The organism is Laceyella sacchari, from assembly GCF_004343255.1.
GTDB lineage: Bacteria > Bacillota > Bacilli > Thermoactinomycetales > Thermoactinomycetaceae > Laceyella > Laceyella sacchari.
Window position 1 is genome coordinate 418,123 of record NZ_SMDD01000001.1, and the last position, 17,299, is coordinate 435,421.

Annotated in this window: 15 protein-coding genes; 10 read left to right on the top strand and 5 right to left on the bottom strand. The window is 43.1% G+C overall.

Going from position 1 to position 17,299, the window contains the following annotated elements:
- Positions 1 to 436: 436 nt before the first annotated feature.
- Together EDC32_RS01995 and EDC32_RS02000 are read left to right on the top strand one after the other, a co-directional pair.
- Positions 437 to 3,475, top strand: a complete 3,039-nt coding sequence (locus tag EDC32_RS01995) for a hypothetical protein (protein WP_132219810.1) — start codon at positions 437 to 439, stop codon at positions 3,473 to 3,475.
- A 142-nt stretch (positions 3,476 to 3,617) separates the two neighbouring features.
- The gene (locus tag EDC32_RS02000) at positions 3,618 to 7,166 is read left to right on the top strand and encodes a hypothetical protein (protein WP_132219811.1); all 3,549 of its coding nucleotides are present in this window, start codon (positions 3,618 to 3,620) and stop codon (positions 7,164 to 7,166) included.
- Positions 7,167 to 7,426: 260 nt separating this feature from the next.
- Here EDC32_RS02000 and EDC32_RS02005 read toward each other — a convergent pair whose 3' ends face one another.
- The 3 genes from EDC32_RS02005 to EDC32_RS02015 form a co-directional block, all read right to left on the bottom strand.
- Complete coding sequence (locus EDC32_RS02005; RefSeq protein WP_132219812.1) at positions 7,427 to 8,188, bottom strand: DUF3800 domain-containing protein; 762 nt, start codon at positions 8,186 to 8,188, stop codon at positions 7,427 to 7,429.
- Positions 8,189 to 8,357: 169 nt separating this feature from the next.
- Positions 8,358 to 9,077, bottom strand: coding sequence for a YqjF family protein (locus tag EDC32_RS02010; protein ID WP_132219813.1), 720 nt, complete (start codon positions 9,075 to 9,077; stop codon positions 8,358 to 8,360).
- A gap of 68 nt (positions 9,078 to 9,145) precedes the next feature.
- On the bottom strand, positions 9,146 to 9,763 hold the full coding sequence (locus EDC32_RS02015) for a YczE/YyaS/YitT family protein (protein WP_132219814.1): 618 nt from the start codon (positions 9,761 to 9,763) through the stop codon (positions 9,146 to 9,148).
- A 245-nt stretch (positions 9,764 to 10,008) separates the two neighbouring features.
- Between EDC32_RS02015 and EDC32_RS02020 the strand changes: the two genes are divergently transcribed.
- The 4 genes from EDC32_RS02020 to EDC32_RS02035 all read left to right on the top strand — a co-directional run bounded on the left by EDC32_RS02020 (position 10,009) and on the right by EDC32_RS02035 (position 11,363).
- Entirely contained in the window at positions 10,009 to 10,317 is a 309-nt protein-coding gene (locus EDC32_RS02020) for a hypothetical protein (RefSeq protein ID WP_132219815.1), read from the top strand.
- A 2-nt stretch (positions 10,318 to 10,319) separates the two neighbouring features.
- Positions 10,320 to 10,538 carry a hypothetical protein gene (locus EDC32_RS02025; protein WP_102991797.1) on the top strand — a complete coding sequence of 73 codons (219 nt, stop codon included), beginning with the start codon at positions 10,320 to 10,322 and terminating at the stop codon, positions 10,536 to 10,538.
- Positions 10,539 to 10,549: 11 nt separating this feature from the next.
- On the top strand, positions 10,550 to 10,843 hold the full coding sequence (locus EDC32_RS02030; protein WP_132219816.1) for a hypothetical protein: 294 nt from the start codon (positions 10,550 to 10,552) through the stop codon (positions 10,841 to 10,843).
- 139 nt (positions 10,844 to 10,982) lie between these two features.
- A complete protein-coding gene (locus EDC32_RS02035; protein WP_132219817.1) occupies positions 10,983 to 11,363 on the top strand; it encodes a DoxX family protein in 381 nt (126 codons plus the stop codon).
- 414 nt (positions 11,364 to 11,777) lie between these two features.
- Here the strand turns inward: EDC32_RS02035 and EDC32_RS02040 are convergent, their stop codons facing one another.
- Positions 11,778 to 12,335, bottom strand: coding sequence for a hypothetical protein (locus EDC32_RS02040; protein ID WP_035952743.1), 558 nt, complete (start codon positions 12,333 to 12,335; stop codon positions 11,778 to 11,780).
- 172 nt (positions 12,336 to 12,507) lie between these two features.
- On the opposite strand from EDC32_RS02040, the gene EDC32_RS02045 reads away from it, so the two are divergent.
- The 4 genes from EDC32_RS02045 to putP all read left to right on the top strand — a co-directional run bounded on the left by EDC32_RS02045 (position 12,508) and on the right by putP (position 16,237).
- Entirely contained in the window at positions 12,508 to 12,837 is a 330-nt protein-coding gene (locus tag EDC32_RS02045) for a hypothetical protein (protein ID WP_132219818.1), read from the top strand.
- 166 nt (positions 12,838 to 13,003) lie between these two features.
- Positions 13,004 to 14,026 carry an NADP-dependent oxidoreductase gene (locus EDC32_RS02050; RefSeq protein ID WP_132219819.1) on the top strand — a complete coding sequence of 341 codons (1,023 nt, stop codon included), beginning with the start codon at positions 13,004 to 13,006 and terminating at the stop codon, positions 14,024 to 14,026.
- A gap of 201 nt (positions 14,027 to 14,227) precedes the next feature.
- Positions 14,228 to 14,578 (top strand): chorismate mutase, encoded by a 351-nt coding sequence (locus EDC32_RS02055; protein ID WP_158283187.1) that lies wholly within the window; start codon positions 14,228 to 14,230, stop codon positions 14,576 to 14,578.
- 192 nt (positions 14,579 to 14,770) lie between these two features.
- On the top strand, positions 14,771 to 16,237 hold the full coding sequence (gene putP, locus EDC32_RS02060) for a sodium/proline symporter PutP (RefSeq protein ID WP_132219821.1): 1,467 nt from the start codon (positions 14,771 to 14,773) through the stop codon (positions 16,235 to 16,237).
- Between the two features lie 46 nt (positions 16,238 to 16,283).
- Here the strand turns inward: putP and EDC32_RS02065 are convergent, their stop codons facing one another.
- Positions 16,284 to 17,099: a polysaccharide deacetylase family protein gene (locus EDC32_RS02065; RefSeq protein ID WP_246026821.1), complete on the bottom strand. Its 816-nt coding sequence runs from the start codon at positions 17,097 to 17,099 to the stop codon at positions 16,284 to 16,286.
- Positions 17,100 to 17,299: the final 200 nt, after the last annotated feature.

A 17,299-nucleotide genomic window follows, 5' to 3' on the forward strand; every position in this document is an offset into this window, starting at 1 on the left:
GGAACGCCTGATACCAAAATCCAAAAAACACCCAATCAAATCAATCATAATTGATCCAATTAATACCTTGCAGTATTTTTTATAGTATTACACTTCAGGTTCTGTATGTCAAACGGACTTAAAGAACCTTGCGATCAAAAATCAAATATCTATATATATTCATCTGAAATCGGCAGTAAAATCTTTATCCATTGATGCAACTTTTTGTGACATATAATTATATGACCAGTCGAAAAATAAACTTTTTTGGTAAAAAAATAAAGGAAATTCGAGGAATAGATCGAAATAGAGATGCTAATATGGCATATTAGCTAACATAGAGTGTGTACATCCCTGTGATTGGAGTTAAAATTCTTCTTGGTAGTTTGTTGTTATATTATTGTGCTGTTTGAACATAATAGGCGACTATTGATAACAAATATGGGGGGTTGTATCCATGGCCAACGAATTGAATGATAAGAAAAATCCTCTTAGTACCGTTAGCTACAAGGTGATTTATGATGCGATAAGCAAAAAAATATCAAAAATCGAAGTGATTGAGAAAAATGGAGATGTATTTTTTGCGAAAAACTTGAATTCCTTATGCAAAGATGTGCTTGATGAGTTGAAACCAAAATTGTCTAATCAATTTTTTGCAGAGATGAAGATGGATGAGACAGCGATATATAAAAACAAGGTAACGCTCAACTTTCAGGATAAAGAACAAGAACATAATGATTTGCAAAAATTAATCGATCAAATGAAAGAATTGCTGGAGGCAAATGGAATCTCTCCTAAAACCAATCCGTTAAGTGAGATTCTTACACAAGAAAGGCCAAAGCAAGGCACAGGGTCTTTTTCGGTAAGATTGCAGAAGCAAGAAAAACAGGTTTCCTTTGGGAAATTGGAATATAATGCATTTGATTCGATCGGTCAAAAAAATATTCTTCGCCATGATAATGTAAAAATCAGTTATAAGGTTGATTCTTTAATGGAGTCAATCAAACAGTCATTGATTCGCTACATTGAATCAACCCCCCAAGTGGATGAATTTCATAAAGAGGACATCATTAACGAAATTCGTTCTGAAGGCATTTTAGCAGAGACAATTTATACATTTATAAAAGAAAATCGCTTTGCCGCCGTAAAGCGGGCTTCGGCTTTTTTATATTTGGATTATTTAATTAAGAACATGGATTCTGGATTTATGAAAAGACATAAAAAAGCAGTCAAGTGGTTAAAACGATATACAGAAAGATACGAACAACTTGAAGACCTTTGCACGCAGTTTTTAAAAGAGATAAGGTTTTCACCAGTAGATTTTTTGGGAGAAACACGTGATATTTTAAATACATTTCGTCATAAAGACGTATATAATTTTTTGCCTTTTGTTGGGATCCTTTCTCAAATCATGGTTGCAACACATGATGAGGATAAAAACATGGAACAATATGGGATCTCATTGAAGTTAAATGGAGAAGTGCAAAACGCTAAGGTTCTTGAAGGACAGGGAAAACAATCGTTTCTTTATCACATCGAGAAGATAAAGGCACTTGTTAAGCATGGTGGAAAAAAAGGTTATTTTCAAGATGAGAAAGAGATGGTAGATCGATTTTGGTATGGTTCTATACAGGTAGTTCTGCTCAAATACTTTTTGCTTCATCTTGAAGATGAAACATATGATCCCTCTTTAGTGTTGAAGGAAGATTTGGATTATATAGCTGGGTATAATGGTAGCCCTAAACAAGAAGAGGGATATAAGTGGTATTGTAAATTGGCAAAAACCTTGCTAAATAATCAAGAGGCTATCAAACAAATTCAGCAACAATTAGATGAAGTTCGGAAGATGCTTCGTTTGTGTTTAGATCCTAAATTGAATCAAATGCAAAAAAACATATCAATGCAAACGTATAAACGGCGTTTGACATTTCTAAAAAGTATTTTAGCACCAAAGTTATTTGATCCGAACCGAACCAGCTTGTTACAACATGAGTTGGATACCCACAATTACAAATATATCATTCTAACAAAAGATATCTTGGAAGATAGTTTGTTTAGCTTTGAGTACGAAATTGAGTTTAGTAATACTTTTTTATGCTCGACACAACATCAGGAAAAGGTTCAATTTAAATATGAAGTGGGGGAGCAAGACGAAACCTTAGCAGTCATGTTTTTGCCATACGATGCAACAACAAAAAGGATAGAAAAGCAAGTAGTTGATTTTACAAAACATTGCCCGGATTTAAGAAAAGTATGTATTCTATTTCCTATATATGATCATTGTGATTTCGAAACGCCAGTGGATCGGTTTGTCTTTTTATTTACTTATAAGCTTTTTGTCTATCTGTTTTTGATTGCATATACGAAACAGATAGAGGACAAGGGAAGAGATTTGTTTATTGCTTTTTGGCATTTTCATGTAACAAAAGATAAAAGGAAAGAATATCTAAGTATGGATACGTATATCCGTCAATTTGCAAAAGAATTAGAGTTTTTATTTGGAATGAATCATAACACAGGGTCTCAAGGGTTTGATTTTGGATTTGAAACAAAACCATATAAAGTCGCTAATACCCTAAACTCAATGTATGCAAATGTCCCAAAGAAATTTATATTGGACGTTCCTATAGAAATTCCCAAAATCGCGATGATTGTTGTTACCTCTATGAAATCGGATGACCATAAGAAGAGTGATCAATACCGAGCAGGAATTTTCGGTGAGGTTTATACAGTAGACAGTGAAGGGAGAGAAAGCATTTTCAGTCGCTTTGGTACGTTCTTTGATCATGACAATGAGACGACGATCTATCGGCAATCGGATGTATTGGTTAGTGTGGTGCAAACGTTGTATAACGAGGGATATAAACATATCTTATATGTCGCAAAAACTCCATATACCACGAAATTTCTAGACAAAAAAGATGACAAAAAAGAGTTATATTTCATGAATCAGGAATTGATTGAATCATTGTATGTTGCAAAAGATATGGCAATATATCCGATGCATTTTACTCTCACGCGTGCGTACGAAGCGCGTTTGGATGGAAAAAGTAGAAAGGTCGCCCTTTTTGTGGATGACACCAGCCATATTCAAAGGAACCTTTATGAAGACCACGAAGGAATTGTCCCTATTTTGCAACTTTATAGTGGTAACGGATTAAAAGGAAACGAGCAACGTCATGTGTACAATAGTCTCATTACCTACCAGACGTTGAATCGTTTATACAGTGATGATTTGCTTAACAACAAAATTCAATTAGCTCTCATCGATCCGGAGGGTATTAAACCAAACCTTATTCGTGCCTTATTGCTTTTTCATACTAGCAGGTTTGAGTCGAATTATAATATTACGATTAAAGTGAACCCATACAGCCGACTGTTGGGGGATGATGGGGTAGCAAAAAAATCCCTGATAGATATAACTTGGAATGGGAAATTTTTTAAGATGAACATGATTGCCTACTTTGCATATCTTCATACAAAGGTATTTGCTTGAAAGGAGGTAGCAGGGCGTTAAAACACGCCTAAAAAAGATGAAAGCAACTTATAGGTACGATTATGGCTTCGTGTATGAGTATGGATATAACATCGGTCTTTTTTCGGCATTAGTCCAATTACAATCCAGCAAGAAGTTGAAGATGAATTCTGGTTTACAGCAACGTTTGACTGATTGGTTGGCAAGTCCAGAGCGGCGCTTTTCGCGTTTTATCGATGAGTTTTTAAAAAAGAATGGCATGACAGATGAAGCGGTTTTTGAGGAAATACGAAAAAATATCGAAAATATTTTTTTCTTCGGCTTTTTGCAAGGTCAGCATACAATGAGGCATTATATTCAATCGCTACCTCTTAATAAACTGCTTAAAACGGAAGTGGTTTATTTTCAGATGAATGTCTTGGATCCTTTAAATCGAAGTGTTCATATAGAAGAAGTGAAGCAAGCGGTGATACACGATATTAAACAAGCTTTTGGCTATGAGATGGAAGCGGGGGAGATCGGGTACTATCAGAAAAAGGGACACTTCCTGAGAGCAGATAGCCTTGTTTTATTGAGACAGGGAAAACGGTTTTATTTGCTGATCATTGATACTAGCTTGAACCTCCATCGTTTGGAAGGGATTTTTACCCCTCAAAGCCTTTTAAAGAGCTTACAACAAATACGAAGTGACATGGGCAGGAAAACAAAATTTAGCCACATGTCAGTAAATACATCAGGCATTGGAAACATTCGTCTTGATTCTTTACTGCTGAAATACGCCAGTATCGCCAAGGATAAAACGTTGGGAAAAATCGTACAAGCAGGTTCTTATGCCTATTCATTTTTACGGTTTATGACAGAAGCAGTAAAGAAAACAGAGGGAAAATGTGATGTTTCTATTATGGGGATGGTCGATTATGCCTACTCTATCATAAACCTTACTCTATCATTGAACCATTGGATTCATTCGAAAGAGGGAGTCTTATTAAAACGATGCAATGAAGAATATGTAGCTGGTCATTGCGCATGGTCTGATTCGGATAGGAAAACGATCCCTCGAGCCGCTAAAGAAATATTGCTTAATAACACAATCTGTCATACAAATATGGATCGCGAAGCATTGTCTGCGTTTGTAAAGGAAGGGAAGGGGTATTTTGTTATCACTGACCGAATTAAAGGCTTTCAGAATACGGCTGGTAAATATGGGGAGGGAAAAACATTTAGGGATGATCACTCCTCGTATGTTAAGAAGGGATTGTATGGTAATCAGCATATCCTTTTCTTGACAGGCAATCCCGGTATCGGAAAAACATCAGTGATTGTAGACGAGCTGAAAAAGCATGAGCGATTTCTGTTTTTGTATACAAGCTGTAGAAGAACAGTAAATGATGATATATTGCTAAAGTTTTCAGAAGGAAATCGTTTATTTGCTGACGATCTTGTAGCATTGAATACTAGTTCAACGGATGAGCAAGTAATCAATGGTGTACCTGTGAATGTTGTGAATGTTTTTATCAATTCGATGGACCGATTACAAACAAGCCCTAAATTAACATATCTTCAGAAAAACAGAATTCGCCATTATGGAAATGAGGTAATCAACTTTCGAGAAACCGGAGATAACGAATTTGCAGAAGATATTCGATTAAAAACGGGTGGCGTGCTGAAGCGGTTGTGTGAAGGAATCCAAGAGCAAATGAAAAACCCCAATATAAGGAAGATCGTTGGGACGTTTACCATTCAAGCGTTAAAAAGTACAAAAGACGGAACCACTATGCATCACATACAAAAGCTGTTTCCATTTGTACATTACTCTGAAGAGATGGGGGTTCGGCTTGATCCTGAAGCTTTTGATCAATTTGTGGAAAGGTATCCAGTTTGTTGGATCATGATAGATGAAATTACTGGAACGGATGAAGGGGCAGAACTTTATAAATTGTTGAAAATATGGTTATTTGATCATATTTATTTAAGACTAGATCCGGAAAGACAAGCAAAGTGGAATTTGAAGCTGATTGTAGCGGATGCCTCTATTACGAATGAGACAATTATGCAGCAATGTCTAGCTTCAGCAGTTCGATTTGATCATCCCAAAATATATATCACAAGTGGAGAGGAACAAAGTCTACCCATTCAAGCTAAGGAAGTTGAAGTACACGGAACAGCGCCCCTTAATGGTTGGTTTGTGAATACCAATTCCTATCCAGCAAAAGAATTACATCTTATGTATCACATTTGTGTTCAGGGGATATCAGAGGAAGAGTATTTTTCTGGAAGGCGACCTGGGAGGGATCGGTTGGACCGAGAAAGGAGTCTATCGGAAGAGCAAGATAAAGTGATTTTACAGCGCGTTTTTGAATATTTGTCTGCCAACCAAGAAGAACAAGTGATTGTTTATGTGCAAAACATTAACCGGATTGAAAAGTTGAAAAGCGAATTTAAACAACGATATCGTGATGTTTTTGGAGAAGAAGCGGTAGAGTACAAACACTATATGGCGATTACGTCGCAATTGACAATAAGAGGGAGGGCACAAGCGCTTGAGGCAACCAATCATGTACGATGTGTGTTTATGACTAGCTCGGCGTCTCGGGGTATTTCGTTTAAAAGAGCAACCAAAATTTTTGTTGTGTTACAATCGTTTAGTATCGAGAGAGAACTGATGGAACAGGTTCAACTCTATTATCGGATGAGAGGCGATACAGACTGGGATATAGAAAAAGATAAAAGCATCGAGTTTTTTATTGTGGATTCATATGTTCATAAGGACACTGATGAAGAATGGCACAAGAATAAAACTTTGATCCATTTATTATCGTTTCTGACATTAGTGCGCTCTTGCTTGGTGAGCCGAATTTTTGGAAAGGCCGAAATTGGAACGCGCTCCTATAGTGTTGTACCACTTGGAGGCAGAGGGATTTCGCCAGTAAAATCTAATCTGATACAGGATGTAGCAGACAGCATAAAACTCCTTGCAAAAGAACTAACAGGTAAAGAACGTTTTAAATTGATTCAGGAATTCAAACAAGAATTTCATTCTGTATTTGGTAGCATGACTGTACACACGAATGAACAAATTTTTCGACCAGGATATAACGAGAAAAATATCTTCTCACAGTTTTTGAAACGCGCTCGTCAAAACTTGTCCCAGTTGATAGAATTTCAGCCATTTCATTCTTTTCTTTTTTTAAACGGGATGCTTATATTTCGTATGAATGATTTTATTAGTGAACGGTTTACATTTTTTGTGAATAAGAGAGAGCATAGTGAGCGCCTCATGAAAATAATTGAATGGGCTATGAAAGAAGATATTACGGATGATCTACGAAAAAAGCTTGTTCGTACCATTGAATTATTGAAGTATGAGCGTGAAATGCAAGGAAGACTTCCGAATGCCTATGTGGAATGCTCTCGTGATGAAAAACGATATGTGGCATTTCCTGTGCTAGCTTTTACGATGTTTGAATCTTTGAAGGATTATAAGCCATATGATGGTGAAGAGACATTTTTAGAAGCCCTTTATGGTTTGATACGTACATTTACAGATGTTACATCAGTGACCCCCATCTCAGGGGATTATCAAAATATTCCTTTTATTACATTTAAAAGTGATACTTTAGAAGAAATGTTTGAAAGCCGTTTTCAACAGAATTACCTTTTAACATCGACGGAGACAAATATTTTGAATTTACTTCTACTTGAAGAAATATAGATTATTTCATTCGTTAGAATGACGGATTTCAATAAAAACATCAACGGGACAGTGAGAGGCAAAGTAAATACACCCGTTCAACGTTGCTTGCGGAAAAATCGTTTTGAAACGGTTTGGAATTAACGTATAATAAAATTACTGAGTGCATATACTGGAGCGTCGGCGCCACCATCTCCCGAAACCATGACTTTTCGGTCGTGCGGAAATCGATGTGCGGGTCCAACCGCCTGGCACAGGATAGGGAATGGGGCGCCGTTATTTTATCTTTTGAAGCAAAAGAGGTTAAATCCTTTATGTTCATTGCGGGCATGGCAGTCTTTGAGCGAGAAGCCGAGCTGCGCCTCGAGATGGTTGACCACGGCCCGTTTGGGATTGCGCGAACGGTTGGCGACGGCTTTTTCGTAGTGTCCGTTGCGGACATAGGCGATTGCCCCGGCCAGGACATCAGCCATTTGCAAAGGCGTTTGGGTGCCGTCCCGCGATTCGACGCGGCGTACCACAATCAAGGGATAGGCAATGGTTTGCTTTTCCTTGGCCCCTGAGGTCTGCTGAATAAGCTTGATATAGTCGGCTGCCATTTTGCGGTTCAGATAATATTCCAAATCCTGCAACCTTCCGGGTACGGAATTGCTTTTGCGATCCAAAAAGATGTCATAATGATGTTCAGGAGCCAACCATTTATAGATCAACCAAAAAAACATTTTGTAAAAATGCGCTTCTTTGTTGTCGCCGGTTTTTACGTTTTTTTTGTCCGTCATATCTACAATGAGGGCTCGAAACTTTAAGTTCCCTTGCCTCATGTGCTTGATAAACAAATCGATGAAAGCAATATATGCATCTCGATGGGTTTTTTTCATTTCATTCCAGTGAAACTCGCGTTCAAATCCGAGTTGCCGCCGCAAGCCAGCAACTTCTGCCTCTAATGCTTCGTAAGTGTCCGCACGCTGCCAGATTGTGCCCAACACCATGTATTTGTGAGCATTTTGACTGCTTTCATCTCCCCAAATCACGATTAGACTCAAAGTGATCGGCTCCGTTTCACAGATTATATACTGATTATATATTCTTTTAATTTTTATTTGAATAATCAATCTTTATCCTTGCCGAAAATGCTGGTTATGTGCAAAAAAGGTGCCCCGCCCCAGTTGCTTGATGCGAGAGATATTTCCTCGCTCCAACCGGTTGCGGGGTTTATTGATGGTTGCCGGAGTCCAACTGCACGAATGGCCACACATGGGCAGTTACGCCGTGAGCATAATGGCATAGGGGGTTTTCGTCTAAGATGGGAAGCTGGATGGAGGCTGGAAAAGTATTGGCCTGAATAACCCCCTCTGCTTGCTGCAAAGGCCAAGGGGCATGCCGAATATCCCCACGGTGGAGGGCTCCACGGATGAGTAGGTATTGCGAGAAACGTGCAGTCAGCCAATTGGCCAGTGATCCGGGTTGGATGGCAGCGGGTGTGGGGGATGGGTGCATCTGCGCCTCAAATCGGGCCGCGGGTGTGAACAGCTTTGGCCGTTCACAGACAAGGGAAGTACGTTGGTCGCGCGCGGTGAATTGCAAGCGAGCCGGAAGGTAGGGCAGGTGCCACATCAGCCGGGCGGCCAGAGCGTGCAACCAACTGCTGACATCGCAACTCAAAAAGAAGACGCCAGGTTCTGCGTCATATGTCACATACGTGCGTAAATTAAGTTGCATATACGAAGAGAGCCCTGGTATGGGAGGGAGAAACCGCAACCGCTCCTGTTGTACCCGAAAGGCCACGATGCTGATCCAAGCGGAGCCATCATGGCAATCCAATGAAAGCGGAGCAGGGATGTGCGGTTGCAGGGAGGCGGCGGGGACAGGCCAATGAAAGAAGCAGACATCAGCTAACGTCTGCGCAATGAGCCAAGGTTGGGGATGGTTCATTATTGTCAATCTCCTTCTTCATAGGCGGATATTCGTAGTATGGAGAAGGAGCGAGGTTCCCATGCGCGTTAGGAACGGGTGGTTGGGGAGTCGGTGAAGAGAAGCCGTTCGATCTTGGGGATGAAAAATTGGATGAAGGGTCCGCACAAAAAGGTGTAAATAAAGGTTCCTAAGCCGAGTGGACCATGCAACATCAAGGCGAACAACAAGGCACTGCCGTCGATCACCGTTTTGGAGGCGGTGAGGCTCATCGCATATCGTTCAGTCAGGATGTACATCAACTGGTCAGCGGGGGTCAAGGCGTATTTGCTTTGCACATAGATGGATATGCCGATGGTTGCGAGCAAAAAACCTCCCCAAAAAGTGAGCACTTGGCAGAAAAATTGGACGGGATGAAAATCGATTATGCCCAACCAAAAGTCAATGCAAAAACCCAAAACAAAAATAGTTAGCAAGGACAGTGGATTGGGAGGTTTTTTGGACAGAAATCCGTTTAGCAACGTAATCAGTATCCCGCAGGTGATGAGCCAGGACCCGACGGTGAAGCCGATCCATTCCGACATTGCTACAAAGAACCCATTCCACGCGTCAGCACCCAATTCAGAGCGCAGGATCAAGGAAATGCCGAGCGATTTGATAATTAAGCCGCAGATATATGAGAGGCTTCTCGTCATTGTTTTACCCATGGCATACCAACCTTACGGAGAGATTTGTTCTAATATATGTGTACAAGTTATCTGGCAGAAGTGTAAGTTGCTTTTTTATAAGGAGCGGAGCTGGCGTGCAACAGAGGTTCCTTTCATCATGTCCAATGGAAAATATTTGAAAAATGATGATTTCTGAATTATAATTCAAGTGCAAAATGTAATTTTTAGCGATGTATCCTTGTTATTGCAACGATCGACTTTGTCATTTTAAGGAGGAATAAAAAATGTTTGTGATGCACTTGCGTGGAGAAAAGGACCGTGTTTTGCCGTTTGTTGGGGAGTTACAACAAAAGCCGCATGTGACAGTCGTTGATGCTGAGATGGAGAAAGAGGGGGAGATGGTGCAACTGTCATTGACGGTCGATCACCAGCCGCGCAAGCGTGTGCAGGTGATTCGGCTTCATACCGAGTCAGGCGCAGTGGTGCCCATTCCACTGATGGATGTGATGCAGGTGGAATGGGAAAAAGGAAAACATTTATTCTGCGGATGGTCGTATGACATTTTTGGAACATCGCGCAACAGGAGAGGATGAGGATGGCTGAAATCTGTTTTTGGTATGATCGGTCGCGCGAGCGGTTGGTGATCCGACATTGTCCCACGGGAGAGATGCGCGTGATACATAAGTTGCAGCCGATGATCCGGTTTTTGTCGGCTTATGGAATAAGGGAGTTGGAAGAGGCGGTTGCTCCCTGCCATGGAGATGACCGGTTGCATTTGTTCAAACGGATGCAGGTGCATCAGTTGAAGCGGTAGGAGAGGTGTGGATGGTGTGGTTGGTTTCGTCATTACTTACTCTGCTTGGAGGGATGGGGTCTGTTTATTATGTGTGCTTGTTGGGCAAATGGCTGGAGGAGGAGCGTATGGGCAAGCGGGAAGCGAGCTTAAGCATCTTGACCGGATTGTGCCTCCATGTTGCCTTAGCGATGGCCAGCCGGGGGTTGCCAGCGGTTGTTTCGATTCATTCAGAAACCGCAATGTGGTTGACCCATGGCGGTATGATGCTGTCGCTTTGCACCAGTGTTATGACGCTCCATTGGTTGCGGCGGAAGTGCGGTTGATAGCCGGGTTGGTGTGGATGTTGTCCGTAGCGTTCGCAATTTGGACACATGTACTTAAGAAAGATTTAATCTCTGTTTATCAGGGGTTTAGGACTGAGGGGTATGATGGCATGGATAAGAGATTGAAAGGGGAAACAACATGAAATTACAGGCGAGTTACGGCCCTGTGTTCCTACGGATTGGGCTGGCTCTCATTTTTCTTATTCATGGTGCGCAGAAATTAATGGGCATGGAACAGACGATCGGATTCTTCGGCCAGGCAGGCATTCCGATGGCGTCGTTCACGGCTTACGCGGTAGCGGGCTTGGAGGTGTTGATCGGGGTGTCCTTTATCCTTGGCTTGTTCACTTCTGTCGCTGCAGGGGGTGCGGTTGCGATCATGGCGGGGGCGATCTTGTTTGTGAACGGGAGCAAAGGATTTGCGGGCGGGTATGAATATGACTTGTTGATTCTGCTCACCGCCGCGTCGCTCCTGTTTACTGGGCCTGGCGCACTAAAAGTGCCCATCGGCAAAGGTTGAGCGCATCGATCTGACAAATGGCGGAGCCCATATGGGCGGACGTCTTTGTTCGTTTCAGGTCATAAAACATAAAAAACCTCCCAGCCAATTTGGTTGGGAGGTTTTGCTTTCATGGCAGCCAGCACCTCAAACCCCAACAGCTGCGAACTGCCCTCGGTCAGGAAAGTCAGAGCTGGGTTTTGTCGATCACTGAAGGCTAAGCCCTGAACACTAGGTTAGAAGAACACTGAGCACGTGAACACTGGACGCCAACCGCCGCTTACGTAGCTGCGTGGCTCACTGAGCACTCAATCTTTTAAGAGGAGTCCATGATATGGAACTATCTTGAAAGGATAGTCATATCAAAGGACCCTAATCTCAAGGCATTTTTTGGGGTTTACTACGCCATGAAAGCAATGAGATGGAAATAGCTGTTTATTCGTCGATACCGATCAAATGGGTTGTGGCGTTGGCAATTTGCAACGCTGCATCAACCTGTTCCATGAATTCAATGTTGAATTGGTTGACTTTGTCCACTTCTTGCCGTGGGAAGAGGTAAAGCAAGTCAGCGTTGTCGACAGAGTCCCGCTCTTTCTTGCTGTTATACCGCTCCACTTCGGCTTCAGCGCGGCGAATCGCCGTGTTGCAGGCTTCAACCAAGTCTTGGTTCATGCCGATGAGATGGTTTTTATAAAGCAATGCTTCGTGCAGGGAGAACGTTTTGCCGGCAACGGTGATTTTTGTTTCCAAGTTGGTACGATCAATCGCCGATTTGATGATGAAAAAGCGCTGTGCCAGATCATGGTATGCTTGAATCTTGGCTTGCACTTCTTTCTCCGCCTGCTTGACACTGTATTCTTGGTTAGCCCCTTTAATCCCCCAAGGGTGTTTCTTTTTGGAGGACCAAGCTGAGTAGGTGCTTAATTCTTCTTGAATCTTGGCCATACGTTTTTTGATGAGTTTCAATTCGGAGAGTCCTTGTTGAATGAGCATGATGCGCTCCCCTTTTCGTTCAATTAATTAGGAAGATGATTTCATAATAGAGGGTTTGCGCTTTTCAGTCAATCATTTCATTTAAAATTAAGATACAGGATTAAATATAAAATATTGTTCTTGCTATAATGAATGATTGGAGACTTGTGTTCATGCAATGTGGAGGTGCGAGATGAAATCTTTCATCGATGAATTGGCGAACAAGCTGAAAATCGATGCAGATATGGGTATATCCTGCGAAATCGTGGACTTTTTCAGCAATGAAGAGATTGAAAGTTATCAACATAAAGTGGATGACCACAAACATATCTGGATTGACGTGAAAATGTACGAATATGGTTTTACCGCCGCCAATGCTTTGTTTATGTCTTTTATGGCTTATATGAGTTATGCTCACTTCGCAGTGTTCTCCTCCACAGGGGGCGTTGATTGGACCCAGTATGATTTTCTTTCGTCAATGGATGGAAAAACAGGCTTTTATTGCCATGTGCGGATTTCATGACCGTGTTAGCAAATGATAAACCGATAAAGGCGCATTCGCTTCACAACAGAGCGAAGGCGCCTTTGTTGCATTAAAAGTGAAGTAATTTGATTGAGTACAATTAAATAGAGTAAAATAGTAGAGGTGTATATAAGTTCTTTTCCATCGAGAAGGGAGAAATGGCATCATGAGCAATCACAACCAACAAATCTTGCTGATTAACCGACCTAAAGGGATGCCGACTGAAGCGGATTTCAAGTGGGAAGAGATTCCGGTCCCCCAACCCAGTGAGGGGGAAGTGTTGGTCAAAACGCTCTATTTGTCAGTCGATCCATATATGCGAGGTCGTATGAATGATAGTAAATCTTACGTAGCTCCATTTGAACTGAACCAACCGATTTCCGGCGGCGTGATTGGCGAAGTGGTTGAATCCAAAGCGCCGGGGCTTGAAGCTGGGGATATCGTGGTTGGTATGCTGGATTGGAAAAAGTACCAAACGGTTTCCGTTCAAGGAGTGAAAAAAATTGATCCAACCGTCGCGCCGATCACGACTGCTTTGGGAGTGGTCGGTATGCCTGGACTAACCGCTTACTTCGGCCTGCTTGACATCGGTAAGCCACAACCCGGGGAGACCGTCGTGATTTCCGGAGCTGCCGGAGCGGTGGGCATGGTGGTTGGACAAATTGCCAAAATCAAAGGTTGCCGTGTGGTGGGTATTGCCGGGTCTGATGCAAAAGTAGAGTATTTGGTCAAGCAACTGGGCTTTGATGCAGCCATCAATTATAAGACGGCGACGAATTTAAAAGCGGCGTTGAAAGAAGCTTGCCCCAATGGAGTGGACATTTACTTCGACAATGTGGGTGGGGAAATTTCGGATGTGGTGATAACCTTAATCAATCCACATGCGCGAATTCCGTTGTGCGGTCAAATCGCATTGTACAATATGGAGAAAGTGGCGATAGGGCCGCGTATCCAGCCGTTGCTTTTGATCAATAAGGCGTTGATGAAAGGGTTTATCGTTGGCGATTACGCTGAGCGCTTTGAAGAGGGTACCCGCCAGCTGGCTCTTTGGGTCAAAGAAGGCAAGCTCCGGTATGAGGAAACCATCGTGGACGGATTTGAAAACACCATCCAAGCGTTTTTGGGACTCTTCACCGGTGAGAACCTGGGCAAGCAATTGGTGAAAGTAGCCGAGCCTTCCAAGCGCTGACGGCTGAATAGGAGCATGGAACATGACCCGTTTCCCGTGACTGGGAAACGGGTTTTTGTGTGGTAAGGAATCACCCGTTGACATAAAAGTCGGAAAGGTGGTTAAATAAATAAAATATTCTAGTAAGGGAACCATTGACGCATGTGAAAATACAGTGGTTGATGGCGTAGCATGTTCCCTGCTTTAACAGGGTTAAGCGTTATGGCGTTAATTACAGACAGTGGAGATGAGGGGAGAGAGCCAGTGAATAAACAGGCGAGTCAAGATAAAGGGATAGTTGAGAATCTGCGGAACATGTCAGTGTTGCGTGAGGAGATGAACCGCATCAACGCACAAATGCTACACCTGCTGAATGAGCGGGCGCGGGTGGCCATTGAGATCGGGGAAATCAAAAAACGGCAAAACCGGCCGATTGTCGATGAAAAACGAGAAAGGGAGATCATCGTCAAAATGCAGGAGGAAAATCAGGGTCCTGTCACAGATGAACAAGTAGCGCGTTTCTTTGGCAATTTATTCCAGATCGCCAAAGAATTGCAAGCGGTTCGCCGTTAACCAAACGAAAAGCCCCGCTGTCTGCGGTCGGACAGCAGGGGCTTTTGTCCTGGTGGAGAGAGAATTGGGGTTCTTTCCGGATTGTCAAGAAATTGACGAAAATTGCTTCATGTGTCATACTATGTTACCAAGTTAGTATTTTCTTTGTATTTATAACTAATTTTTGTAAATATTTTGAAGGGGGATTGGCGGATGGAATATGGCGTGATTATCTCAATCGGCATTTATATGGTAGCGATGCTGATCATTGGTTATTTCGCCTATAAGCGAACTTCGGACCTCTCTGATTATATGTTGGGCGGGCGGAATCTGGGTCCCGCGGTGACAGCCCTCAGTGCGGGCGCTTCCGATATGAGCGGCTGGCTACTGATGGGGTTGCCCGGTGCTATGTATGCAACAGGGATCAGCAGCGGCTGGATTGTATTGGGCTTGTGTGTGGGTGCTTATCTCAACTGGCTGTACGTGGCCCCGCGCTTACGAACATATACGGAAGTGGCGCAGAACGCGATCACCATTCCAGTCTACTTTGAAAACCGTTTCAAAGACCAATCCCGTATTTTGCGCGTAGTATCTGCATTGGTTATTTTTGTTTTCTTCACCTTCTATACCTCTTCTGGGATGGTATCTGGCGGGGAGTTGTTTAAAACTGCGTTTGGGATGGATTATTTGTGGGGAGTTCTCATTTCTGCGGGTGTCGTAATTCTGTATACGCTGTTTGGCGGATTTTTGGCCGTCAGCTGGACAGACTTCGTCCAAGGAACCATCATGTTTGTGGCTTTGATCTTAGTGCCATTGGTTACAGTGATGGAGGCGGGTGGCCTCGGTTCGACGCTGGCCGAGATCAAAAGTATCGATCCGGCCTTGCTCGATGCGTTTAAAGGGACGAGCATGATTGGCATCATTTCCTTGCTGGCTTGGGGATTGGGATATTTCGGACAACCCCATATCATTGTGCGTTTTATGGCGCTCAGCTCGGTAAAAGAAGCGAAAAGCGCGCGCCGTATTGGCATGGGCTGGATGATCTTTTCGATCATTGGCGCGATGTTAACAGGCCTGTTTGGAATCGCTTACTTTAACAATGCCGGTATGAAGCTGGAAAATCCGGAAACGGTGTTTATCAAATTGGCTGATGTGCTGTTCCATCCGCTGATCACCGGTTTCTTGCTGGCGGCTATCCTGGCGGCAGTTATGAGTACGATTTCTTCCCAACTGTTGGTGACCTCAAGCGCGTTGACGGAAGACTTCTACAAAGCGTTCTTCCGCCGTTCGGCCACAGATAAGGAGCTGGTGTTGGTCGGACGCTTGTCACTCTTGGGTGTATCTTTGATCGCTTTGTATTTGTCCTTGAACCCCAACGAAACCATTCTCAACTTGGTGGGTTATGCGTGGGCCGGCTTCGGGGCCGCATTCGGACCGGTGGTGTTGATCAGCCTGTTCTGGAAACGGATGAACAAATGGGGAGCGCTTGCCGGCATGCTTACCGGGGCGGTTACCGTCATCGTATGGGAGCAAATTGAAGCGCTCAGCGAAGTGTATGAGATCATTCCTGGCTTTATCGCGTGTACGTTGGCTATTATCATCGTGAGCCTGCTTACGCCGAAACCACCGGCTGAGATTGAGGCTGAGTTTGATGAAATGGTGAGACAGACGCAAGTGTAATCGAAAAGAACCCATCGCCTCCTATCAAGGGCGGTGGGTTCTTTGCTTATTTATATGCAGGAACTTGCAACAATTGGTCAATGGTGACGAATTCGTAGCCTTGTTGCCGCAAGTGTTTGATGATGCGGGGGAGTGATGCGACGGTTGCGTCACGTGGCCCACCGGCATCATGTTGCAAGATGATGCTTCCCGGCAAGGCATGATTCTTGACTGTCTGAACGATATCTTCTGCCGTTCTTCCTTTTTTCCAGTCAAGCGTGTCAACATCCCATTGGATCATCTCATAACCCATTTGTTCCAAGCGTTTGATCTTGCCTTTGACCGCTCCGTATGGCGGGCGCATCAAGCGCAGGTCTTTGCCGATGATTTGTTTGACGGTGGCATTGGTTTGATTCATTTCTTGCACCAACTGCTGATCGGTCAAGCTGGGAAGGTACGGATGCCGCCATGTATGGCTACCGATCACATGTCCTTCATCATATATCCGCTTAAGCATGTTCGGATGGGCTTTGGCTTGCTGACCCAATACGAAGAATGTGGCGCGAATTCCGTTTTGCTTTAAGATGTCTAAAATTTGATTGGTATAACGATCATTTGGCCCATCGTCAAATGTCAACGCGACCCATTTCAGCCCGCGCGGACCGTGATAATGCATATGTTTCGATTCGGATTTGATCACGGTTTTTTGTAGTGCGGTCAATTCTGGCGGCAATTTGATGCGCTTAGGCATAGGTGAGAGCTTGGCGAGGTGTGAATGGTCTGCTTGCCATCCGGGTTCTGCGGATTGTTGGTTAAAGCAACCACTGAGCAATGCACTGCTCATAAGTATTGCCGCAAGAAGACCATATATTTTTTTTTGCATGGTAAATCTCCAATCCCTATAAATCTATTTATATCAATAATAAATTAATCTAAGATAAAATTTATCTACTTTGCTGAGCTGAACTTGACGATCTTGTGGACGTTTTTTTACGGATTGGTTTCAAAAAACGTCCGTGCGTTGGGCACGGACGTGTGAAGGGGAGAAGAGGAGGTCTGCTTGGCGATAAACCAATGCTTGGG